Origin of the sequence: Campylobacter sp. RM10537 (assembly GCF_022369435.1) — a bacterium.
Lineage (GTDB): Bacteria > Campylobacterota > Campylobacteria > Campylobacterales > Campylobacteraceae > Campylobacter_D > Campylobacter_D molothri.
Map to the genome: position 1 here is coordinate 569,206 of NZ_CP059597.1, position 22,747 is coordinate 591,952.

The 22,747-nt window shown below is 26.7% G+C and carries 16 protein-coding genes, 7 tRNA genes and 1 pseudogene; 15 read left to right on the forward strand and 9 right to left on the reverse strand.

Annotation, left to right across the window (positions count from 1 at the left end; translation table 11 throughout):
• Positions 1 to 65: 65 nt before the first annotated feature.
• Positions 66 to 2,654: a preprotein translocase subunit SecA gene (secA, locus tag CMOL_RS02890; protein WP_239820630.1), complete on the forward strand. Its 2,589-nt coding sequence runs from the start codon at positions 66 to 68 to the stop codon at positions 2,652 to 2,654.
• Positions 2,651 to 3,856 carry an ABC transporter permease gene (locus CMOL_RS02895; protein ID WP_239820631.1) on the forward strand — a complete coding sequence of 402 codons (1,206 nt, stop codon included), beginning with the start codon at positions 2,651 to 2,653 and terminating at the stop codon, positions 3,854 to 3,856. Before secA ends, CMOL_RS02895 begins: the two co-directional genes overlap by 4 nt.
• Positions 3,857 to 3,916: 60 nt before the next feature.
• On the opposite strand, the gene CMOL_RS02900 is transcribed toward CMOL_RS02895, so the two are convergent.
• Both CMOL_RS02900 and CMOL_RS02905 read right to left on the reverse strand, forming a co-directional pair.
• Positions 3,917 to 6,934 (reverse strand): YobI family P-loop NTPase, encoded by a 3,018-nt coding sequence (locus CMOL_RS02900; RefSeq protein WP_239820632.1) that lies wholly within the window; start codon positions 6,932 to 6,934, stop codon positions 3,917 to 3,919.
• 108 nt (positions 6,935 to 7,042) lie between these two features.
• Complete coding sequence (locus CMOL_RS02905; protein ID WP_239820633.1) at positions 7,043 to 7,426, reverse strand: hypothetical protein; 384 nt, start codon at positions 7,424 to 7,426, stop codon at positions 7,043 to 7,045.
• Positions 7,427 to 7,536: 110 nt separating this feature from the next.
• Between CMOL_RS02905 and CMOL_RS02910 the strand changes: the two genes are divergently transcribed.
• The 8 genes from CMOL_RS02910 (at position 7,537) to CMOL_RS02945 (ending at position 8,968) form a co-directional block, all read left to right on the forward strand.
• On the forward strand, positions 7,537 to 8,316 hold the full coding sequence (locus CMOL_RS02910; protein WP_239820634.1) for an amino acid ABC transporter permease: 780 nt from the start codon (positions 7,537 to 7,539) through the stop codon (positions 8,314 to 8,316).
• Positions 8,317 to 8,377: 61 nt separating this feature from the next.
• Positions 8,378 to 8,453 (forward strand) — tRNA-Lys (locus CMOL_RS02915).
• Positions 8,454 to 8,457: 4 nt separating this feature from the next.
• Positions 8,458 to 8,533, forward strand: a tRNA-Val gene (locus tag CMOL_RS02920).
• Positions 8,534 to 8,550: 17 nt separating this feature from the next.
• A tRNA-Asp gene (locus CMOL_RS02925) sits at positions 8,551 to 8,627 on the forward strand.
• A gap of 5 nt (positions 8,628 to 8,632) precedes the next feature.
• Positions 8,633 to 8,708 (forward strand) — tRNA-Lys (locus CMOL_RS02930).
• A 14-nt stretch (positions 8,709 to 8,722) separates the two neighbouring features.
• Positions 8,723 to 8,798: transfer RNA gene (locus tag CMOL_RS02935), tRNA-Arg, on the forward strand.
• An 8-nt stretch (positions 8,799 to 8,806) separates the two neighbouring features.
• Positions 8,807 to 8,882 (forward strand) — tRNA-Val (locus tag CMOL_RS02940).
• 9 nt (positions 8,883 to 8,891) lie between these two features.
• Positions 8,892 to 8,968: transfer RNA gene (locus CMOL_RS02945), tRNA-Asp, on the forward strand.
• Between the two features lie 15 nt (positions 8,969 to 8,983).
• Here CMOL_RS02945 and CMOL_RS02950 read toward each other — a convergent pair.
• Positions 8,984 to 10,252 carry an aminotransferase class V-fold PLP-dependent enzyme gene (locus tag CMOL_RS02950; protein WP_239820635.1) on the reverse strand — a complete coding sequence of 423 codons (1,269 nt, stop codon included), beginning with the start codon at positions 10,250 to 10,252 and terminating at the stop codon, positions 8,984 to 8,986.
• A gap of 148 nt (positions 10,253 to 10,400) precedes the next feature.
• On the opposite strand from CMOL_RS02950, the gene CMOL_RS02955 reads away from it, so the two are divergent.
• Both CMOL_RS02955 and CMOL_RS02960 read left to right on the forward strand, forming a co-directional pair.
• Complete coding sequence (locus CMOL_RS02955) at positions 10,401 to 11,174, forward strand: DUF234 domain-containing protein (RefSeq protein ID WP_239820636.1); 774 nt, start codon at positions 10,401 to 10,403, stop codon at positions 11,172 to 11,174.
• Entirely contained in the window at positions 11,174 to 12,193 is a 1,020-nt protein-coding gene (locus CMOL_RS02960) for a fla regulon two-component system sensor histidine kinase FlgS (RefSeq protein ID WP_200279212.1), read from the forward strand. The genes CMOL_RS02955 and CMOL_RS02960 overlap by 1 nt, the downstream gene beginning before the upstream one ends.
• Before the next feature lie 3 nt (positions 12,194 to 12,196).
• Here CMOL_RS02960 and CMOL_RS02965 read toward each other — a convergent pair whose 3' ends face one another.
• The 6 genes from CMOL_RS02965 to CMOL_RS02990 all read right to left on the reverse strand — a co-directional run bounded on the left by CMOL_RS02965 (position 12,197) and on the right by CMOL_RS02990 (position 18,063).
• Positions 12,197 to 13,618: a Mur ligase family protein gene (locus tag CMOL_RS02965; RefSeq protein WP_239820637.1), complete on the reverse strand. Its 1,422-nt coding sequence runs from the start codon at positions 13,616 to 13,618 to the stop codon at positions 12,197 to 12,199.
• Between the two features lie 2 nt (positions 13,619 to 13,620).
• Positions 13,621 to 14,343, reverse strand: a complete 723-nt coding sequence (locus CMOL_RS02970; RefSeq protein WP_239820638.1) for an alpha/beta fold hydrolase — start codon at positions 14,341 to 14,343, stop codon at positions 13,621 to 13,623.
• Between the two features lies 1 nt (position 14,344).
• Positions 14,345 to 14,560, reverse strand: a complete 216-nt coding sequence (locus CMOL_RS02975; RefSeq protein WP_200279201.1) for a type II toxin-antitoxin system Phd/YefM family antitoxin — start codon at positions 14,558 to 14,560, stop codon at positions 14,345 to 14,347.
• 62 nt (positions 14,561 to 14,622) lie between these two features.
• Positions 14,623 to 15,663, reverse strand: coding sequence for a D-alanine--D-alanine ligase (locus CMOL_RS02980; protein ID WP_239820639.1), 1,041 nt, complete (start codon positions 15,661 to 15,663; stop codon positions 14,623 to 14,625).
• A gap of 13 nt (positions 15,664 to 15,676) precedes the next feature.
• Positions 15,677 to 16,228 carry a Holliday junction branch migration protein RuvA gene (gene ruvA, locus CMOL_RS02985; RefSeq protein WP_200279195.1) on the reverse strand — a complete coding sequence of 184 codons (552 nt, stop codon included), beginning with the start codon at positions 16,226 to 16,228 and terminating at the stop codon, positions 15,677 to 15,679.
• Positions 16,201 to 18,063 (reverse strand): flagellar assembly protein A, encoded by a 1,863-nt coding sequence (locus tag CMOL_RS02990; RefSeq protein WP_239820640.1) that lies wholly within the window; start codon positions 18,061 to 18,063, stop codon positions 16,201 to 16,203. The genes ruvA and CMOL_RS02990 overlap by 28 nt, the downstream gene beginning before the upstream one ends.
• Before the next feature lie 116 nt (positions 18,064 to 18,179).
• Here CMOL_RS02990 and murJ point away from each other — a divergent pair.
• From murJ to CMOL_RS03005, 3 genes and pseudogenes are all read left to right on the forward strand, one after another.
• Positions 18,180 to 19,647 (forward strand): annotated as a pseudogene (gene murJ, locus CMOL_RS02995) (murein biosynthesis integral membrane protein MurJ).
• Positions 19,631 to 21,013, forward strand: coding sequence for a cysteine--tRNA ligase (cysS, locus tag CMOL_RS03000; RefSeq protein ID WP_239820642.1), 1,383 nt, complete (start codon positions 19,631 to 19,633; stop codon positions 21,011 to 21,013). The pseudogene murJ and the gene cysS overlap by 17 nt, the downstream one beginning before the upstream one ends.
• Complete coding sequence (locus tag CMOL_RS03005) at positions 21,006 to 22,742, forward strand: ABC transporter ATP-binding protein (RefSeq protein ID WP_239820643.1); 1,737 nt, start codon at positions 21,006 to 21,008, stop codon at positions 22,740 to 22,742. The genes cysS and CMOL_RS03005 overlap by 8 nt, the downstream gene beginning before the upstream one ends.
• The last annotated feature ends 5 nt before the right edge of the window (positions 22,743 to 22,747 follow it).

Here is a 22,747-nt window from a genome sequence, read left to right on the forward strand (position 1 = left end):
CTAGCTAACTTTAATTAAACAATAGCTATAATGATAGCTTGAAATTTTAGCAAAAGGTTTTAAAAATGTTTTTAAATGCTTTAAGAGCCATGTTTGGAACAAAAAATGATCGCGAAATAAAAAAATATTTTAAACGAGTGGCACAGATTAATATGCTTGAGCCTAAATATCAAAATTTAAGCGATGATGAGCTTAAAGCTGAATTTTTAAAATTAAAAGAGCAAATTCTTACAGGTGAAAAAGAAGAAAATGAAATTTTAAATGATGTTTTTGCTATAGTAAGAGAAACAGGAAAAAGAACGTTAAATATGCGTCATTTTGATGTGCAATTAATTGGAGGTATGGTTTTACACGAAGGCAAAATTGCAGAAATGAAAACAGGAGAGGGAAAAACCCTTGTAGCAACTTTACCAGTTGTTTTAAATGCCATGAGTGGAAAAGGCGTTCATGTGGTTACCGTAAATGATTATTTAGCAAAAAGAGATGCTGAACAAATGAGCGCAATTTATAATTTTCTAGGATTTAGCGTCGGGGTTGTGCTTTCATCTGAAAATACTGACTTAGAGCATAAAAAAGCTTATGATTGTGATATTACTTATGGAACAAATAATGAATTTGGTTTTGATTATTTAAGAGATAATATGAAATTTTCAAAAGCCGAGAAGGTCCAAAGAGAACATAATTTTGTAATTGTGGATGAGGTAGATAGTATTTTAATTGATGAAGCAAGAACACCTTTGATTATCAGCGGGCCTACTAATAGAACTTTGGATGGTTATATTAAAGCTAATGAAGTTGCAAAAAAAATGAAAAGAGGTGAGGCGGTATTACCTCCTGCTAAACCAGAAGGCGATTTTATAGTGGATGAAAAAAATAGAAATATTTTGATTACTGAAGCCGGAATTGCTAAGGCTGAAAAGCTTTTTGGTGTAGAGAATTTATATAGTTTAGATAATGCTATTTTGGCACATCAACTCGATCAAGCTTTGAAGGCGCATAATCTTTTTGAAAAAGATATACACTATGTTGTTAGAAATAAAGAAGTTATTATTGTTGATGAATTTACTGGGCGTTTGAGTGAAGGACGTCGTTTTAGCGAAGGTCTTCATCAGGCTTTAGAAGCTAAGGAAAATGTAAAAATTCAAGAAGAAAGTCAAACCTTAGCTGATATTACTTTTCAAAATTATTTTAGAATGTATAAAAAGCTTGCAGGTATGACAGGAACAGCACAAACTGAAGCTACTGAATTTTCTCAAATTTATAATTTAGATGTGATTTCAATCCCAACAAATATTCCTATAAAAAGACAAGATAAAGATGATTTAATCTATAAAACTCAAAATGAAAAATTTAAAGCTGTAATCGAAGAAATAAAACAAGCCAATAAAAAAGGACAGCCGGTTCTTGTAGGAACAGCGAGTATAGAAAGAAGTGAAGTATTTCATGAAATGCTTGTAAAAGAAAGAATTCCACACCATGTGTTAAATGCTAAAAATCATGAACAAGAAGCTTTAATCATACAAGATGCTGGAAAAAAAGGTGCTGTGACTATAGCTACAAATATGGCAGGACGTGGGGTTGATATCAAAATAGATGATGAAGTTAGAGCTTTAGGGGGACTTTATATTATAGGAACTGAAAGGCATGAAAGTCGCCGTATAGATAATCAACTTCGTGGTCGTGCTGGACGACAAGGCGATCCTGGAATTAGTCGTTTTTATCTTAGTGTAGAAGATAATTTATTGAGAATTTTTGGTGGCGATAGAATGAAAGGAATTATGGATCGCCTAGGTATAAAAGAAGGGGAGCATATAGAATCACGTATAGTAACAAGAGCGGTTGAAAATGCACAAAAAAAAGTAGAGAGTTTGCATTTTGAAAGTAGAAAGCATTTGTTAGAATATGATGATGTGGCTAATGAGCAAAGAAAAACAATTTATCGTTATCGTAATGAATTATTAGATGAAGAATATGATATAAAAGCTAAAATATCACAAAATATTGCTGAATATAGTGCTAACGTGATGAATGAGCTTATGATCGATGAAAATAATACCGAGTTTAATTTTGAAACTTTGAAAAATAAAATTTTTGATGAATGCTCTACTGAAATTAAAGAAAGCGATTTTGAAAATCTCAATGCCATTGAAATGCAAGACAAATTGAGTAAAATTTTGGAAAATTCTTATCATCAAAAAATGGAAAAATTAGATAAAAAAGAATTACACAATATTGAGCGTATTTTGTATTTGCAAGTTTTAGACAATGCTTGGAGAGAGCATTTGTATCAAATGGATATTTTAAAAACAGGTATAGGTCTTCGCGGATACAATCAGAAAGATCCTTTAGTGGAATATAAAAAAGAGAGCTATAATCTCTTTTTAGAGCTTGTTAATCGTATCAAATTTGATAGTATAAAACTTCTTTTTAGTGTTAAATTTACTCAAGAAGAAGCTAAAGATTTAGAAGATATGGCTAGTAAAGAAAATGAAAAAATTCTTGAAAATTCTGTGGAGATTGGAGTAAGTGAAGATGGGCTTGATGAGCCTGAATTTAAAAAAGTTCCTAGAAATTCACCTTGTCCTTGTGGAAGTGGCAAAAAATTTAAAGAATGCCATGGAAAAAGTGGTCCAAAACAAGGAATTTTAGCTTGAATAAAAGCGTTTTAAAATATTTACTTTTTAAATATTTAAGATTTGATAAAGAGCAACCTTTTATCAATTTATCTATGCTTTTAGCATTTTTAGGTGTGTGTGTAGGGCTTTGTGTCTTACTTGTAGCGATGGCTATCATGAATGGTTTTGATAAGGAATTTGAAAAACGTTTTTTTGTGATGAATTATCCTATTACCATTGTGTCAAAATTTTATGCTCCTGTTGATGATGAATTGGTTAATGAACTTAAAAAGCAATTTCCAAAATTGCTTTTTAGTCCTTATATCAGTACTCAAGTTGTTGCCAAAGGGGATAATCGCTTTGAAGGTGGAGTGCTTTTTGGTGTTAATTTTAAAGATGAAGTTAAGATCAATGAAATTGTTGCCAAGGCTATTAAAGATCAAAATTTAAGCGGTTTTGATATCCTTTTGGGATCGGCTTTGGTGGATGAGTATGGCTTATCTAAAAACGATATGATTTCACTTATTTTTTCAAATTTTAATCCTAGCGGTTTTTCTTTGATCCCACAAACTAAACGTTTTAAAGTAAAAGCTCGTTTTACTTCCGGACTTGCTTTTTATGATAAAGCTTATATGTATACTGATGTTAAAGCCTTAAGAAAAGTTCTTGGAATGAATGAAAATCAAGGTTATGATGGAATACATGTTTATAGTGATGATGCTTTTAAAGATGTGGAAAAAATAAAAAATTATTTAAAAGATGATTATATCGTTATAGGATGGTGGGAGCAAAATAAAAATTTCTTTTCAGCTTTAAAACTTGAAAAAAGGGCACTTTTTATAGTTTTGATGCTGATTATCTTGGTTGCAAGTTTAAATATAGTCAGTTCTCTTTTAATGATCGTTATGAATCGTCGTAGCGAAATCGCTCTTTTATTTGCTTTGGGCGCAAGCAAGGCAGAGGTTAAAAAAAGTTTTTTTGCTTTAGGGATGCTTATAGGCGGTAGTGGTATGATAGTGGGTATTTTACTTGCTTTTATCGCTTTGTGGCTTCTAGGAAATTTCGATATCGTTACCTTGCCGGCTGATGTTTATGGGACGAGTAAATTACCGCTTGATTTGTCGGTTATGGATTTTACTTTGACGGTTATAGGGGCTTTACTTATTATCGCTTTATCATCTTTTTATCCAGCCAAAAAAGCAACTCAAATCAATGTTTTAGATACTTTAAGGAATGAATAATTTTTATAAATTAAAGTTGTAACTGATATCTATGACAACTTTAATTTTAGATTATTAAAATTATTCATTATATTTTACTATGGTTCTATAATAGTTTTTTTCTTTTTTATAGCTAGTTATAAAATGTTTTTCTTTTAATTTTTCTAGAAGTTTATAATTGTATTCTTTAATTTCTATTTTCACATGCTTTCCATCTTGAAGAGCAATTTTTTTGTATTCGCCACCAAGATTGTTTAGAATATCTAGAATATCTTGAGTTTTTAAATTATCAATTTGTTTATATAAAAAAGTAATTTTTTTATCAATCTCATTATTATTTTGGATTACTTGTTTAATTGTACTACTATTAAGTTTTTCTTTATCTTTAAATTTTTTATAAACAAAATCTATTAATTCTTTATTTTTGTTTTTATTTAATAATAGTTCGCAACATTCTTTTAGAATATTCTGTTCTATATTGTTCTCATTTTGAATTAAATACTTAACTATTAAATTAAAATTATATCCTAAATTTAATAAATACTTTATATTTTCAATTGTGCAAATTAATTTATTTTGTTCTATTATAAAAATTTGTAAATTTTTATTAACATCATTAAGAGAATAAAATTTACATTCTTGTTTTTTAATTATCTCCTTCTTTAGTACCTCATCTATATTATTGTTTATAAGTTCGATTACTATTTCTTCGCTTTCTTTGGTGTTATATTCTAATTTTAAAAATACATTTTTTATATATTCATTTAAATTTTCTTTAATATAATTAAATGGCTTATTGTTTTTTAGTTCTTTAAAAAATGTATAATTTTTTTCATTAAACTTATTTTTATTTTCTTCTCTTTCAGCAAATAATGTTTTAAAATTATCAATATTTATTTCATAACTATTGTTTTCAATAATATGATTATATAATACATGGTGTATTTTAATGTCATTTAGTTTTTTAAATTTAATTTTAAATTTTTCAATAATATCGATAATATTTTTGGAAGTATTCTCGTCATTTGGGTCTATAAATGATAGTGAAGATATATTGGAAAAATAAATTTGCATATTTTTACTTTTAAAAATTTCATTTAAGTTAGCTTTAGAGGCCATCTTAATAATATTTTTTAAATATTTTTCTTTATTTTCAATTTTTTCAACTATACTCCAAAAATCATTAATATTTTCAATTAAACAATTAATTACATCTTTGCAGTTTTCGTCTAATAAATTTTTATAAAATTCTAAAGGATTAGTATCTTGTAAAAATTTACAAAAATTACTAAATTGTTGATTGTAATTTTTATAATTTTTAATAAGATGTAAAAATAATTGAATATTTAATATGAAATCACAGGTGAAATCATCTGATTTTAAATGATCTAAAACTTTATCTACATTGGAAAGTTTATAATCAAACCCTAAATTTTCTTTTTTATGTTTAAGGTTTAAAACAAATTTTTTATCATTGTCTGTTAGATCATCATAGGTAAAATTTGAAATATATTGATCATAATCTTCATCTATATAACCTTGTTCGATAAAATATTTTATCATATCCGCGTATTTATATTGTTCTATGTTTTTAAAATCAATATATTTGTAAAAATCTTTTAATGGAGAATTAGAAAGTGTATTTAAAGATTTGATTTTTTTTTGATATTTTTTATTCACATCTTTTACATCTATCTCGGAATAGGTATCAAATATTTTACAGCTGTTAACAAGTTTTGAAACTAATTCATAATTATTTTCTATATCTTGTTTGCTATATCCTGAATTATTATTTTGATCTATATATATCCTACCATATCTTGCAAGATTAAACAATTCTTCTGCGTAGCTCTTGGCAATATAAGATGCTAATTCACTTTTTTTAGTTTTAATGTAGTCATTTTTAGATTTTAAAATATTATGTAAATTACCTTCACTTTTCTCCAATTTTGAAAATTCTTCTGTATTGAAAAATTTACATACAAGTAAAGCAAAAAGTTTTGTATTTTTTAATTTATCATTTCTATTAATATTAAGCTTATCTTTATAAAATAAAAATTCATTATATATGTTGTTTATTATTCTTATATTGTGCATATATAACGAAACATACTTTAATAAATCTTCATCTATAAGTATATTATCTTTTTCAAAATATTTTATTATTTTTTCTTTTGAATTGTGAGAATTTATATACGGTATTTTTATTAAAATAAAATCAAAAAATTTAGTTCTTTCTTCGGTATTTTTTAATATAGAAGGTTTAATTGCATATAAAAAAGTTATTTTATGTTTTATGCCTTCATAATTATTTAAAAAATAATTTAGTTGTCTAAGTCTTGTGAAAATGTCAATCTTGTCAAATCTGTCTAGATCTTGAAAAACAACTATCCGAAATTTATTTTTTTTAAAAAAATATAAAATTTCATCTAGATATTTATTGAGTAAAGATTTTTCATCGATTTGGGAAATCTCAATATCTTTGCTTGTAATTTTATTTATTGTGCTGTTTTTAATAATCAATAACATCTTATAAAAATAAAAAAATAAAATAAGAAAATCTATAAACAAAGTACATACAATGAAATTATTATAGTTTGAAATGTCAAAATTAGATTTTAATAAATTTTTAAAAGTTTCGTCAAATATAAAAAAATAAGAAAATATCAAAAGAAAAAAAGATGTAAAATTTATAAGAGCTTCCCGGAAAGACACTTCGCTTATTCTTTTGAATTTGGATAAAGGAATTTTAGATTTTTCAACCCTATAAAATATCTGCTCTAATATTATTTTTTCTATAGTTTCTATTTTATTATCTGTATTTCCAAATGTTGCTAAAGAAATATCTAAAATTTTATATTCATTTAAATACCCGTATTGTTTTTCGAAAGATTTTATAAGGCTGGTTTTTCCTGATCCGTATTCCCCTTGGATTGCAATATTTTTCACTTCTTTGTTATCAATAGCATATTTTAATATTTCAATTTCTTTGTTCTTTGTATCATCATAGTGCGGGGTTGAAAATTTATATTTTTGAAGTTCTTCAGAATTTATTGGACTATCGCTGCATGTTTTTTTAAAAAAATTTCTTATTTTCATAATCAACATCACCTTGATTTTAAATATATAAAATTATACCAACAATTAAATCTTTTTTAAAAATCTTATGTTGTTTTCAAGTAAAAAATTTAAATGATTGCAATGAAGTTATTTAAAAACTTTATAATTCTTTATAAAATCCTTTAAAATAACCCCATCGACTCTCAAATCATAAGCTTTTTCCAAATCATCAAAGTTTTCTACCATCATTAAAATTTTGCTATCAAAAAGGTAAAATTCAGCCACTTCTGAAGCAAATTTTGCTAATTTTTCATCTTTAAAGATTAAAAATTTTGCCTCAAATGCATTGCTTAAAAAAATTTCATTTTTATTTTGTATAAAAATAGCAAAATCCAAATTTTCATTTTTTGCTTTTTGGATAATTTTTTCATCATAAAAAAAACAAGAAATTTGATCGTTTTGCAAATTTTCAATTTTTTCTATAAAATTAAAATTCAAATTTTTTGCTAGAGGATGTCCAAAAATTAGCATATTAATTTACCTTTAAAATGATTTTTAAAAATTTTAGTTAAATTTTACTTATAAAAAAATTTGCATACTTGAAATTATAAAAATGTTTTTATGAAGAATAGGGGGATATTTTGTTTATTCAAGAGCGTAAAAACTTTAGACCCATAAAACCACTTTCTAAAATAGCTTATTTATTAAATGCGACGCTTTTGCTTTGCCTTTTGACTTTATTTTTTTATTTTAGCTTTAAAGTGAGTGTTTATCATTTTGATTTTGCTTTATTGCTAGAATACAAAAAAACAATTTTAAATGGATTTTTAAATACTTTATTGATCAGCTTTTTTGCTTTAGGAGGTAGTATTTTTTTTGGTTTGGTGATTTGTTTTTTTAGCTTGAGTAGATTTATAGTGTTGAGATTTTTTGCTTTATTTTATATAGAAATCATTCGCGGAACGCCTTTGCTTGTTCAGGTGTTGTTGATTTATTATATTATTGCCAATAATTTAGGTTTTGATAATAGATATTTTGTAGGGATATTTATCCTTTCTTTGTTTTCTGGGGCGTATCTGGCTGAAATTTTTAGATCAGGAATTCTTAGCATTGCTTTGATCCAAATAGAAAGCGCAAGAGCTTTAGGATTAAGTGAAAGGCAAATTTTATTTTATGTGGTTTTTCCACAAGCTTTGAAAAATATCTTAGCTCCTATTAGCGGACAATTGGCTAATTTGATCAAGGATAGTTCTTTATTGAGTGTGATCGCTGTAAATGAATTAACACAAAATGTTCAAGAGGTTAATTCTTATGTTTTTGCTACGCTTGAGGGCTATATAATCTTAGCTATAGCTTATCTTGTATTAACCTTGCCGATCGGTTTATTGTCGCGTTATTTAGAAAGAAAATATCAAAAATGAAAAAAATCCTTGACAAATGAGTATATATTTTGGCATAATCACATTTTTATTTTTGGTTTATGTCTCGTTAGCTCAGCCGGTAGAGCATCTCCCTTTTAAGGAGGGGGCCGTTGGTTCGAATCCAACACGGGACACCACTTCGGTCGCTTAGCTCAGTTGGTAGAGCGCCACCCTTACAAGGTGGATGTCATAAGTTCGAGTCTTATAGTGACCACCATTTCTTACTTCTTAGGTGCAGCGGTAGTTCAGCTGGTTAGAATGCCGCCCTGTCACGGCGGAGGTCGCGGGTTCGAGCCCCGTCCGCTGCGCCACTTATGTCTCGTTAGCTCAGCCGGTAGAGCATCTCCCTTTTAAGGAGGGGGCCGTTGGTTCGAATCCAACACGGGACACCACTTTTTTGGGTTTAGACCCTTTCGTCTAGTGGCCCAGGACAACACTCTCTCTGTGTGGAAACAGAGGTTCAAATCCTCTAGGGGTCGCCATTGTTTTTGGTCGCTTAGCTCAGTTGGTAGAGCGCCACCCTTACAAGGTGGATGTCATAAGTTCGAGTCTTATAGTGACCACCATTTTTAGGTGCAGCGGTAGTTCAGCTGGTTAGAATGCCGCCCTGTCACGGCGGAGGTCGCGGGTTCGAGCCCCGTCCGCTGCGCCACTTCCATGATATTTTTTAGAATTTAAGTTTTTTTATACTTTGCTTTAGAGCTTTTATAAAATAATCAATATCTTCTTTTTCATGTGTATAATGCAAACTAACCCTTAACCATCCTGGTTTTGTTTTAAGTTCTTGATTATCCTTTAAACCAAGCAAATCATGTCCATAAGGTCCAGCACATGCACAGCCTGCACGTGTTTCAATATGATGAGTTTTACTTAATTCGTAAGCAAGGTCATAAGGAGAAATTCCTTTGATATTGAAAGAGAAAATAGGTAAGCGATAGGTTAAATTTTTAGCATAAAGGATCAAATCAGGTATTTTTTCAATTTCCTTTAAAAAATATTTTTTTAATTCCTCATCTTTTTTTTCTATTTGGGAAATTCCTAAAGAATCCTTTATCTTAAAAGCTAAACTAGCACGGATAAGCTGTAAAATTCCAGGAGTTCCACCTTCTTCTAAAATTTCTTCATTGCAAAGATAACATTGTGAAGTTCTTGAAACATACCCTACAGTGCCACCAGCTGCAAAGCTAGGCTTGTTTCCGCAAAGATTTTTTTTGATGACTAAAAGTCCAGAACCACCAATACCTCCAATGAGCTTATGTGAGCTTATAAACAAAGCATCATAATATTTACAAGCTATATTTTTATAAGGGATAAAACTAGAAGCATCAAATGCCACTATGCCTTTGTATTTACGTACTAAATCACTTATGCGTTTGTAATCACTTATTATCCCAGTTACATTAGAAGCCAAGGAAAAACTAGCGATAATTTGTCTTTTTTTATTACTTTCTAAAGTTTTTTCTAAAAAATCAAAATCTATTTCTCCAAATTTATTCAAAGGTATTCTTATGCACTCACACAAGCCTTCCCTAAAGGATAATTCATTAGAATGATGTTCATAAGGCCCGACAATTACCAAAGGTAGTGTATCTTTTTGTATTTGAGTAAAATATTTTTCTTTTATCAATGGAGGTAAATAAATTCCAAGTAATTCTTGAAATTTTTTTATGGCGCTACTAGATCCAGTTCCGCAAGCAATAAGAGCAAATTCTTTATTTAGTTTAAGACTTTTTTTAATATCATCTCTAGCTTGTTCATAAAATTGTTGAGTTTTAAAAGAATTTAAAGAGCTATCAGAATGTGTATTTGCATAGGTTGGCAATATTTTAGCGATTTGTTTTTCTATGCATTTTAAAGCTAAGGCACTTGCAGTAAAATCAAAATGCAAAACGCCTTTTTTTAATATAATTTGTTGTTTTAAATCTGAAATTTGCAATTATAATCCTTGTAAAAATTTGATAGAATTATACTATAAATTATTTGTTTAAAGGAAAAATATTAAATTTAATCATTTTGCAAGTTTTTGTAGCGCTTTAACCTTAGGAAATATTTTTGATTTTTATAGCATTTTTGATGGTTTTGATATGCTAGAAAAAATTGATTTTGAGCAAAATATTTTTTATAATATAGAAAATTTGCTACTTAAAGACTACCTTAGAATAAATGCTCAATTTAATTTTAATGAAACCACTTCATACGCACTTTCTCTTTTGGCTAAAAACAATAGAAAACGCTTTTCTATTAATAAAAATATACAGCATTTTAAGGCTTGGGCTATTTTAAGATATCTTTTAAAAAATGGTATTTTAAAACTTGAGCACAGTAAAGAAATTAAAAAAGCTAAAAATAAAAGAGAAAAATTAAAAAAAGAATTAAGATCTTATGTTGTACAAGATAAGCTTATATTTCAAAATCATTTTACACGCTTCTTTTTTTATTTTTTAAAACCTAATGAGAAATTTATTTTAGAGCAAAAATATAATAGAGTTTTAGAAATCATTAAAGAAAAATTTGAACTTTATCAAAGTTTTTGTTTTGAGCAACTCTCAAGAGAATTGATTGAAAAAAAATTAGATATTTTAGGAGTTCAAAGCTATTGGAATAAAGATTTAGAAATAGATTTGTATTACCAAGATGAAAATTTAAGTTTAGTCGGAGAAGTTAAATTTAAAAATAAAAAAATTTGTAAAAATATTTTAAATCTTTTGGAAATGAAATCAAAAAACTTAAATTTAACTCCTGATTATTATATTATAATTTCAAAAAATGGTTTTAGTAAAGAATTTTGCAAAATAGCTAAGCAAAATTTGCTTTTAATGGATATGAATGATTTTAAAATTTTATTAGAGGAAAGATAATGAATGAAAATATTTTAAAAAGTCTAGATGCAACTGAGAAAGAAACCTTGCAAAAAGGTTTGGAAAGTTTGATAGAACAAACCTATGTTATAGAAAATGAGTATAAAGTTTTAAATGAAAATTATAATTCTTTGCGTGCCATGGTTGATGAAATTATCGAAGTTTTACCTAGCGCACTTTGGATTTTAGATAAAGAAAAAAATATTATTTTACAAAACAAAGAAGCTTTGAAAAATCCAAAATTATTAAATAGTATCAGTCTTGAAAAAATGCGCGATGAACTTGAATTTGAAGGAAGGTTTTATGCTGTAAAGATTATCGCACATAATGAAAAAACTATTATTTCAGCTACAGATATTAGCGATGAAAAACGCAATGAAAGACTTGCAAGCATGGGAAGTGTTGCTGCGCATTTAGCACATGAGATAAGAAATCCAATAGGATCTATATCTTTACTTGCTTCTACTCTTTTTTCTCGGAGTGAGCTTAAAAATAAACATATAGTACTTGAGATGAAAAAGGCTATAGATAGGGTAGAGCGTATAGTTAATTCAACTTTATTATTTACAAAAGGTGTGCATATAAATACTTTAAATTTTAATATTTTAGAATTAAAAGAAGAATGTGAAAGTGCAATTAATTCTTATAATTTTTCTGCGCCAATTCAATTTGAATTAAATTTTTTAGATGTAAATATTTGTGCCGATAAAGCACTTTTAGGTTTAGTATTGCAAAATTTAATTTACAATGCCATTGATGCTATAGAAGAAAATGAATGCGAAAATCCTAAAATAAAAATCATAGCAGAAGTTAAAGAAAATAATTTGATTTTGAGAGTTTTTGATAATGGCTGCAGTATTAAAGATGAAAATTTGGTTTTTGAGGCATTTAAAACAACAAAACTTAAAGGAAATGGTTTAGGTTTGTCCCTTTCTAAAGAAATTATTAATGCTCATAGAGGAGAATTAAGCTTTGAGAAAGAGCCTAAAAATTTTTATTTTATTTTACCTTTATCTTAATTTTTACATAAAGCTAGGAGCGTCATTGGAAAATAAAATCAAATCTCCATTTTTAGTTTCTTTAGCTAAAACATTTACAAGCTCAGATTTTTCTTTTAATATGATTTTTGTGATACTGAGTTCTTTTTCAAAAATTTCAGCATTTACATTGGCTGTAATAATAGCTAAATCAAAACAATCATTAATAATTTGAGCTAGTTTGATATTTTCTTCTTTGCTAACTTCCATAATACCAGGACTGACTAAAACTTTACGTCCTTTATAAAGTTTGCATAAACGATAACTTTCACTCATTCCTTTAAAATTGCCATTAAAACCATCATCAATAATAAATTTTGGTTTTTTAGAAATTATTTGCAAACGATGTTCTACGGATTTAATGTTTAAAATATTGTTTTTAATAGACTCAAAATTAACACCTAAATAATTAGCACAAAGTATGCAAACACATAAATTTTGAGCATTAAATTCTCCTAAAATTTGACTTTTAAAGGTGTGCAATTCTTGTTTAAATGATATTTCAAATTTTAAACCTTCTAAATTCGAATTAATATTATTTATTTTATTGTCATAAAGAGTGATAATTTCATTTTCTTTTTTTAGTGTGCTTGTATGAAGAAAAGCTTTTTCCAATCTTTTAGAATTTAGAGCTTCAAGTTTTGTTTGTCTGATATTGTCTATATTTTTAAAATATTCTAAATGAGTATTTCCTATTTCGCCTATGATGCAAATTTGTGGCTCTAAAAAGCGAGTAATTTCATCAATATCTCCTTTAAGTCTCGCACCTGCCTCTGCGATATAAATTTGAGTTTGTTGATTTAGATTATTATTGATATCTGCAACTATTCCCATAAGAGTATTTACAGATCTTGGAGTTTTATAAACTTTAAAATCATCTTTTAATAACTCATAAAGAAAATTTTTAATACTTGTTTTACCAAAACTTGCTGTAATAAGGATGATTTTTAAATTTGAAAGATTGTTTAATTTTGATTTGGCTTGCTTTTTATAATATATTTTTGAAAATAGATCATAAATTTTTAGACTTAAAAGTGCCAAAATAAGGGTGCAAAGATTGAAAAGAAATGAAAATCTTAGAGCTAAGATAGCAAAAAGAGTATTGTAAATAAAAACAAAAACAAAAAACCATTTTACTTTATTAGTAAAGATAAGTTTTTTATCGATATTTTTATTCCAAAAATATAAAATCGGAGCAAGAATAATAAAATAAATTAAAGAATATAAAGGAAAAACTAAAAACATCAAATAAGGGCAAAGTAAAAAATATAAATGCCATAAGGGTTTATGATAATGAAAAACAATGCGATTTAATTTATAAGAATACCATTGTAAAGCACTAATAAGATAAAAAGAAACGCAAAAATTAAACAATAATGAATTAATAAAATAAAGAGAGTTAAGCATTTTTATCCTTGTATTTGTTTAGCTATAAAAGCAGAATGTCTTAAAAAGAAAAAATGATCTCCTTCTAAAGGATAAAATTGACTATTTTTAATAATTTGATGCATTTTTTCTCCACTTGATAATGGGGTGGCTTGATCATCAATACCCCAAAAAATATAAGTTTTTGTTTCAATTTTTGAAAAAACATTTTTTAAGTCTTCATCTACTACATTTTTAAAAGTTTGATACATTATAGTATTTAAATTTGCAGCATCTTTACTTGCAAAATAGCGATACAATCTACCTAATCCAAAAATTTTTAAAAATTTAAAAATAATAATTTTTAAGCGAATTTTTAAGGACTTTGGAGCAAGAATTCCAGAATTAGAAAGCAAGATTAATTTTGAATTTTTAAATTCTAAAGCAAGTAAGGCGGCTATTTTTCCACCAAAAGAATGACCCATATAAATATCAACATGGATTTTTTTTTCTTTTAAAAATTTTTTTATAATATTAACATAGTCTTTACTTTGAAAAGCCTTGATGATATTAGATTTTCCAAAACCAGGTAAATCAAGATACAAATGACAAAAATCTGGAAATTCTTTAGCAAAAGCTTGCTTCATTAATTCTTTATTAGCTCCCCATCCATGAAGAATAAGCAAGGTTTTTTTTTGACTAGGATGGATAATTTCATAACTTAAATCATAAGTATTTTTTTCATAAATAATTTGAGTTAATGCCATTTTAAACCTTTTGATTTTTATAAATATTCTCTAAAAGTTGTATGGCATTTTGCAAACGTTCATATTCTGTCATACTAAGCATTACAGCTTCAAATTTATTGTTTTTTAAAATAACAATTTTTCCCGTTTGGCTTTTTTTGAGTTTTTCCATAATAGGGCTAAAATTTCTAACAACTTCTGTAGCTGTGTAAATTTCATCTTTTTGAAAGGTGAGCATACCATATTCCTAATAAATACGTTAAATTTTATGTAAAATTTAACGTATTTTGACTTAAAAGTTTATAATTTGCCCTTTTGTCCATTAATTGAGTGAAGAAAATTATAATTTATTTTAATCTTATTTTCATTTTTAACATTTTTGGCAAGTTTCATTAAAAGAGCGTTGAAATCTTTAAAAAGATAATTAGCTAATGAGCCAGGATTTGGATTGATTTCATTTAGATAAACTTCATTGTTTAAAATGAAAAAATCACATCGAATTAAGGCACCTTTAAATAATGGATTATAAATTCTTTTAAAATTATCTTTAAGTTTTGTTTTTAATTCTTCATTTATATCAGCTTCAATAAGTTCGTTATTGCCAGAAAAGCTAAGATATTTTTGCTCAAAATCTAAAAATTCTTTTTTCTTAGGCTCTTCTATAATAGAAAAAACAAAATCATCATCAATCATGCAACCAGCAAGATTATATTCTTTAATATTACTTTTAAATTCTTCTATTAGAATGTCTGTATCAAATTCAAAAGCTACATCTTTTGCGTATTCAAATTCTTTTTCATTATTAACTATACTTATACCTATACTGCTACCTAGTCTTGATGGTTTTAAAATTAAAGGAAATTTTGGAATAAAATTATTATTGGAATTTTTTCTAAGCATAAAATAATCAAGCGTTTTAACACCTATATTTTTCGCATAAAGTTTAGTTAATTCTTTATTGAAAGATAAAACGCTTGCCTCAAGTCTTGGTCCAATAAAATTAATATCAAAAAATTCTAACAAAGAAGCTATTTTTCCATCTTCTCCATCTTTTCCATGAATAAGATTAATAACGCATTCTGTTTCAATTTTTTTTTCACCTATAAAATTTTTAACATAAAATCCTTCTTGCTTTAAAAATAATTCTTTTTCTTTGATATAAGATCTTGTACTAAAAGTTTTTGAATGCATTTTATCATTTGGAATGAGATAAAATTTTCTATCTTCATCACAGAAAATAAAAGTTAAATTTGTTTTAAGAACTTTTTTCAAGACTATAGCACTTACGATGCTGATTTCGTGTTCATATGAATTTCCACCAAAAAGTATTGCAAAATTCATTTATTTTTTCTCCTTATGCTAGTTTTTTAAGTGCTTCTTTGATAAGATCACTAGTATTTGTTCCAGTGCAATCACGTAAAATATTTAGAATTTTATCTTGTTTAAAACCTAAAGAAATTAAAGCCGCAAGTGCTTCATTTTTCTCGTTGCTAATATTTTCAAGATTCTTTTTATTATCGCTTAATTCGACTATAATCCTCTTTGCGGTTTTTGCTCCAATTCCTGGAACTTTTTTTAATAAAGTTTCATCACACATATTTAAAGCTTGGTAAAAAGAATTTACATCTAAACTTGAGCAAACTGCCATAGCGGTATTTGCTCCAACACCATTAACCTTTAAAAGCATTTCAAACATTTTTTGTTCATTTTTATCTAAAAAACCATAAAATTTATTAGAATCTTCCTTAATAATTTGTGTGATTAAAAGCTCACATTTTTCATTATTTTGGAGTTTAGTTGAACAAAAAAGAGATATAAAAATCCCATAACTAAGCCCACTAGAGCATTTTAATACTACAAAAGTTGGTTCTTTTTTTGTTATGATTCCTTCGATGGCAACAACCATTCCGTATCCTTTTTATCGTAATCGAGTTTTTTATGAATTTCTATAAATTCTTGATTATTTTCTGTCTTTTTTTCTAAACCTATAAATTTAGCACTTTCGTTACTAAAAGAGGAATATAAGATATCTTTTTTAGGCTCTATCAATGAAAATTTTATTTCATTCATATCATTCCATTTTCCGCTTTTGTTTATAAATTTAGCTTCAAATAGACTTTGCTCAAGCACTGCTAATTCAGAATGCAGTTGTTTTTTAAGCTCTAAGAGATCCTTTTCTTCATTTATTATTTTATTTAATTCACGGTTTTGGAAAGAAAATTCTTTTAAAGCTTTTTCATATTGAGAAGGTATGTTTTGTCCTTGATTTTTAAGTTGCATTACTTTCTTTTCTATGCTTAAAATGCTATTTTTATTGGATGAAATAAATTGTTTTAATTTGCTAATTTTAAGATTAAGTGTAGATATTTTGTTTTTAATATCAAAAAGTTCTTTATCATAATCTTTATCAAGTGTTTTTACTTTAATATTAAATTTATTATTTTGGCCTTTCATATTTTCAACTACAGCACAATTATAAAAAATACAAGTATTATTATTTTCTAAGCTTTCTATATAAACTTTTTCTGCTTGTATTGTTCCGCCTAAACTTTTTTTTATTCTCACCTCTTTAGCTTTAACTGTGCCACCTTCAAGTAAATCTATATTTAAAATTTCACCTTCTACAAATCCTCTATGAGTTTTAATATAACCTTCTTTTGCATTAATATAGGCTTTAGAATGAGTAATTCCTTCAATCTTCATTTTTGTAGCTTTTAAGTGGGTATTACTGCCTACACTTCCAGTTATATTTAGTTCTTCGCATTCTATTCCAACTCCAGAATTAACAGCATCTTGCATATCGGAGATAAATTTTATATTAATTTTTACATTTTTATCAAGTCCAGCACGTATAATACCTATATTTTTAAAATCAACTCCATTAAATTCTAATAAATTATTAATATCAAAACGATCAGATTCTTCACTTACAAAACCTTTTTTTAAAGCGATATAATCTGTAAAATCTTCATGCTCAACCGCTTTAAAGGCAGAAGAACAGGTGAATTTGATTTTATTTTCATTGGTACTTAAAACTTTTAATACTCTTAAGTTTAGATCTTTACCTTCTTTTCCTTGTTTAAATTTGGTGTGTTTTAATACCACTTCATTTTCATCTACAGCTATAATGCCCGATCTTTTTTCATCAATAGTATAATTCTTAGCTTTTTCTTTGTAAAGCAAAATCAATTTTTCATCCTGACTTTGAATAGGATCAATACCCCTAGCTATGTTAATTTGCGCAATTTGATTTAAAGTATTTGATTTATGTTTATTACAAACACTAAGAAGTTCTTTTTTAAAATCAAAAATACGAATTCCTATTAAAAATTTAAGCTTAAGCATCTTTTTATAGATATTTTGCAAAAGCTCGAGGGCTAATTTTTCGTGAAATTTTAAAGAGCTAAAATCAATTTGGGCGACTATTTTTGTAAGATTTTTATTAGCAATAAGTTTTATCGCATGCGCTAATTTATCTTCATTTGTTCGATGAAAAATTTCTATTTTATATTCTTGTTTTATTTTTAAATCATTTTTTAAAAATATTTCATCTTTTTCAAAAAGATTTAAATCTTTTTCTGAAATTTTTTCCCATTGATTATCGTTAAAACAATATTGAGTTGAAAATGCCAAAAGATTAAAATCAAGTTCATTTAAATCAATATTTGTTCTAGATGATACTTCTAAAAGTTCTTGATTTGGATCTTCAGTATAAGAAATAATTTTTTCTTCTAATCCCAAAATTTTTCCTTGTAATTAAATCATTTTAAAGCGAAATTATAGTCAATTTTTAATCAATTTTAGTTAAAATAAAATCTTTATATTTTAAAAACAATGAAAAATTTTCAAAAAAAACAATGAAAAATTTAGTATTTAAAAATTTTATTATCAATGCTTTGGGAATTTTGTGTTCCCGTATTTTAGGATTAGTTAGAGATATCTTAATCGCTCTTTTTTTAGGAGCTGGACTTTATAGCGATATTTTTTTTGTAGCCTTAAAAATGCCTGCTTTTTTTAGAAGAATTTTTGCAGAAGGGGCCTTTGGGCAAAGTTTTTTACCAAATTTTGTAAAAGCTCCAAAAAAAGGAGCATTTTGTGTTAGCATCATGATTCAATTTAGCTCCATTGTTTTTTTATGCTGTCTTTTGGTAAGTTTTTTTTCTTCCTTTTTTACTAAAATTTTTGCCTTTGGTTTTGATCAAAAAACTATTGATATTGCATCTCCTTTGGTAGCGATTAATTTTTGGTATTTATTTTTTATTTTTTTAGTTACTTTTTTCGGTGCAATTTTAAATTATAAGCAAAAATTTTTTATTACTTCATTTAGCGCAGCGTTATTTAATTTAAGCATAGTTATTGCCGCATTTTTTGTTGATAAAAATGAACCTTTAAAAACACTTTATTATTTTTCTTATGCAACGGTTTTAAGTGGTTTAGCGCAATTGATTTTACATTTAATCATTTTAAAAAATAATCCTGTTATTAAGGCAATGATATTAAGCATAAGACTAAAAAAAGCTAAAACAAAAATGAAATCATTTTATGGAAATTTTTTTCATGGAGTTTTAGGTTCTTCTGCAACTCAAATCAGTTCTCTTTTAGATACTACAATAGCGAGTTTTTTAATTAGCGGGAGTATTTCTTATTTGTATTATGCCAATCGAGTTTTTCAACTTCCTTTGGCGCTTTTTGCTATAGCTTTAACTCAAGTTTCTTTTCCTAAAATTTTAAAACATTTAAAAAGCGAACAAGAAAATCTAGCTTTAAAATTTATGCAAAGAGCAATGATATTTTTAAGTGTTTTGTTGCTTATTTCAAGTATTATAGGCTCTGTTTATTCTTTAGAGATTTGTCAACTTTTATTTCAAAGGGGTAATTTTACTCATTCAGATAGTATCATAACAGCTTATGTTTTAATAGCTTATCTTATAGGACTTCTTCCATTTGGCTTACAAAAGCTTCTTTCATTATGGCTCTATGCTAAATTTAAACAAAAAATTGCTGCTTTTATAGCTTTTAAAGCTTTATTTATAAGTCTTTTATGTTCAGTTGCTTTTATATTTTTTATTAAAGATGAAAATTTAAAAGTTATAGGGGTAGCTTTTTCAAGTTCTTTAAGTGCTTTTTATTTGCTTGGAGCTAATATTAAAGAATTTGGTTTTAAGAAATTTTTTGGTTTAATATCATTTAAAATTTGCTTTTTAATCATAATTGCTTTAGTAATTTTTACTACAATGCTTTATTTAACAAAGCCTTATATTTTAAATATATTTATTTGGATTTACAATAGGATTTAAGGGGATATTTGATGAAACTAATGGATAGCGTTAAAAAAGAAAAAATTCATTTAAATCAAAAAAAAATTAATATCTATTTGTGCGGTCCTACTGTATATGATAATGCACATTTAGGGCATGCTAGAAGTAGTGTTTGTTTTGATTTATTACGTAGGGTTTTGATTGCGCAGGGTTGTGAAGTAAATTTTGTTCGAAATTATACAGATATTGATGATAAGATTTTGAAAAAAATATCCGAAAATGGAAAAAGCATTGAAGAATTTACTGAATTTTATATACAAAGTTATGAAGATGATATGAGAAAATTAAATGTCTTAGATCCTAATTTAAAGCCTAGGGCAACTCATTTTATACAAGAAATGATAGATTTGATTTCGCAATTAGATAAAAAAGGTTTTGTTTATACTCTGGAGGATGGTTTATATTTTGATACAAGCAAGGATAAAGATTATTTAAGTCTTTCCAATCGAGGGCTAGATGAAAATATTTCTCGTCTTAATAATGATATTAAGAAAAAAAATGAAAGTGATTTTGTGCTTTGGAAATTTGATGAAAATTTTTATGAGAGTAAATTTGGCAAAGGTCGTCCAGGTTGGCACACAGAATGCGTGGCTATGATTGATTCTATTTTTAAAGATACACTCGACATTCATGCAGGGGGGATTGATTTATTTTTTCCTCATCATGAAAATGAATCTGCACAGTGTCGCTGTGGTTGCGAAAGATCTTTAGCAAAAATATGGCTTCACAATGGTTTTGTGAAAATAAATGGTGAAAAAATGAGTAAAAGTCTTAATAATAGCTTTTTTATAAAAGATGCACTTAAAGATTTTATGGGAGAAGTATTGAGATTTTATCTCTTAAATTCACATTATAGGGCACATTTTAATTACTCTTTAGAAGATTTATATACTGCTAAAAAACGCTTAGATAAATTTTATCGACTTAAAAAAAGATTAAATATTGATAGTATTTTAGATTTTAATACAACGCAAAACATAGTGTTTAAAAGCGATATTGCACAAAAAATTTTAGAAATCTTAAATGATGATTTAAATATTTCTAAAGCTTTGGCTTTTTTAGATGATTTTATTAATAATGCTAATTTAGAATTAGATAAGAAAAATAAAACTTTAAAACAAGATATTGAAAATTCTTTAAATGAATTAGCTAAAATTTTTGGTTTCGGTTTTATGGGTGTGAAAGAATATTTTCAATGGGGAGTAAGTGAAGATAAAAAAGCTTTTATTGAAAATGAAATTTTAAAAAGAAACGAAGCAAAAAAAGACAAAGATTTTAAAAAAGCTGATGAAATAAGAGAAAATCTAGCCAAAGAAGGTATCTTACTACAAGATACACCAAGTGGAACGATTTGGGAGTATGAAAATGCATAAAGAAATGAATTTAAAAGAGGTTTTAATTCGCTTTAAGCCATTTTATAAAAGATATTGGAGACAATTTGTTATTGTTGGCATAGGTATGCTTTTAGCAAGTGGCGGTACTTCAGCAACTGCTTATATGATAAAACCTATTTTAGATCAAATTTTTATAGAAAAAAAGGAAACAATGCTTTATATTGTCCCTTTTTTATTTATTTTGGTTTATTTTCTTAAAAATGCTGGTTCTTATTTACAAACTTATTATATCTCTTATATTGGTACAGATATGTTAAGAGTTTTGCGTTCTAAGGTATTAAAAAATATCTTACGTTTAGATATGGATTTTTTTAAACAGCATAGAAGCGGAGAATTAATAAGTCGTTGCACTAATGATATAGGTGCTTTACAAAGTATAGTTTCTAATATTATTCCAGATTTTTTAACTCAGCTAATTACAGCTATAGGCCTTTTAAGCGTGGTTGTGATTCAAAGCCCAAGATTAGCTTTTTTTGCTTTGATTGTTTTACCAATTGCCATTATTCCTTTATTTTATCTTATTAAAAAACTAAAACTTTATGCAAGAAATATTCAAGAAAAAAATTCCGATCTTTTGTCTCGTTTAGGAGAAATCTTTTCAAATATAGAATTAGTTAAAGCCAATAATGCACAAGAAAAAGAAAGACAAAAATTTGATCAAGAAAATAAATTTTTCTGTAAAATTATTTTAAAAAGTACAAGAATAGGATCCTTAACGAGCCCCCTAATGGAGATTATAGGTTCTATCGGTGTTGCTGTTGTGATTATAGTCGGTGGACGTGAGGTGATTAAAGGAAATATGAGTGTTGGAAGTTTCTTTTCTTTTATTTCAGCACTTTTTTGGGCTTATACGCCTATAAAAAGACTTTCAAATTTATATGGAAGTATCCAAGGGGCTATAGCAGCGAGCGAAAGGACTTTTTATTTATTGGATTTAGAGCCTAAAATAAAAGGTGGAGATAAAGAATTAAAAAGTATAAAAAATATAAAATTTAAAGAAGTAGAATTTGCCTATGATGATTTTTCTAAAAAAGTTTTAAACGGAATTGATTTTGAATTTAGTAAAGGAGAAACACTCGCACTCGTGGGAATGAGTGGTGGTGGAAAATCTTCTATTATCAATCTTATAATGTATTTTTATGAAAAAGATAAAGGTGAAATTTTATTTAATGATTTAGATATTCATCATTTTAATATTAAAAGTTTAAGAGATAAAATTGGACTTGTTACTCAAAATATTTATCTTTTTAATGATAGTTTTGCTGAAAATGTAGCATATAGTGAAAATTTAGATGAAAAAAGAGTGATTGAAGCCTTAAAGCTTGCTAATGCCTATGAATTTGTAGAATCAATGGGTGGAATTTATGCCGAAATAAAAGAGCATGGGAAAAATTTAAGCGGAGGGCAAAAACAACGCATTGCTATTGCTAGAGCTTTGTATAAAAATCCTGATTTATTGATTTTTGATGAGGCAACTTCAGCTCTTGATAATGAAAGTGAAAAGGCTATAATGCAAACTATAGAAAGTTTAAAAAAAGAAAGATTGATTTTAATGATTGCGCATCGATTAAGTACGGTTGAAAATGCTGATAAAATTGTTATTATTGATAAAGGAAAAGTTCTAGCTATTGGAAAAGATGAAGAGCTTTTAAAAACTTGCGAACTTTATCGTAAATTTAAAAATAAAGAAAAAGAAATGAAAGCTTAACTTTA

Excerpts from the sequence above, each read along its gene's own strand:
- CMOL_RS02900 (WP_239820632.1), bottom strand. The coding sequence starts at position 6,934 with ATGAAAATAAGAAATTTTTTTAAAAAAACATGCAGCGATAGTCCAATA.
- CMOL_RS02955 (WP_239820636.1), top strand. The coding sequence starts at position 10,401 with ATGCTAGAAAAAATTGATTTTGAGCAAAATATTTTTTATAATATAGAA.
- CMOL_RS02980 (WP_239820639.1), bottom strand. The coding sequence starts at position 15,663 with ATGAATTTTGCAATACTTTTTGGTGGAAATTCATATGAACACGAAATC.
- secA (WP_239820630.1), top strand. The coding sequence starts at position 66 with ATGTTTTTAAATGCTTTAAGAGCCATGTTTGGAACAAAAAATGATCGC.
- CMOL_RS02970 (WP_239820638.1), bottom strand. The coding sequence starts at position 14,343 with ATGGCATTAACTCAAATTATTTATGAAAAAAATACTTATGATTTAAGT.
- ruvA (WP_200279195.1), bottom strand. The coding sequence starts at position 16,228 with ATGGTTGTTGCCATCGAAGGAATCATAACAAAAAAAGAACCAACTTTT.
- CMOL_RS03005 (WP_239820643.1), top strand. The coding sequence starts at position 21,006 with ATGCATAAAGAAATGAATTTAAAAGAGGTTTTAATTCGCTTTAAGCCA.
- cysS (WP_239820642.1), top strand. The coding sequence starts at position 19,631 with ATGAAACTAATGGATAGCGTTAAAAAAGAAAAAATTCATTTAAATCAA.
- CMOL_RS02975 (WP_200279201.1), bottom strand. The coding sequence starts at position 14,560 with ATGCTCACCTTTCAAAAAGATGAAATTTACACAGCTACAGAAGTTGTT.
- CMOL_RS02960 (WP_200279212.1), top strand. The coding sequence starts at position 11,174 with ATGAATGAAAATATTTTAAAAAGTCTAGATGCAACTGAGAAAGAAACC.
- CMOL_RS02965 (WP_239820637.1), bottom strand. The coding sequence starts at position 13,618 with ATGCTTAACTCTCTTTATTTTATTAATTCATTATTGTTTAATTTTTGC.
- CMOL_RS02905 (WP_239820633.1), bottom strand. The coding sequence starts at position 7,426 with ATGCTAATTTTTGGACATCCTCTAGCAAAAAATTTGAATTTTAATTTT.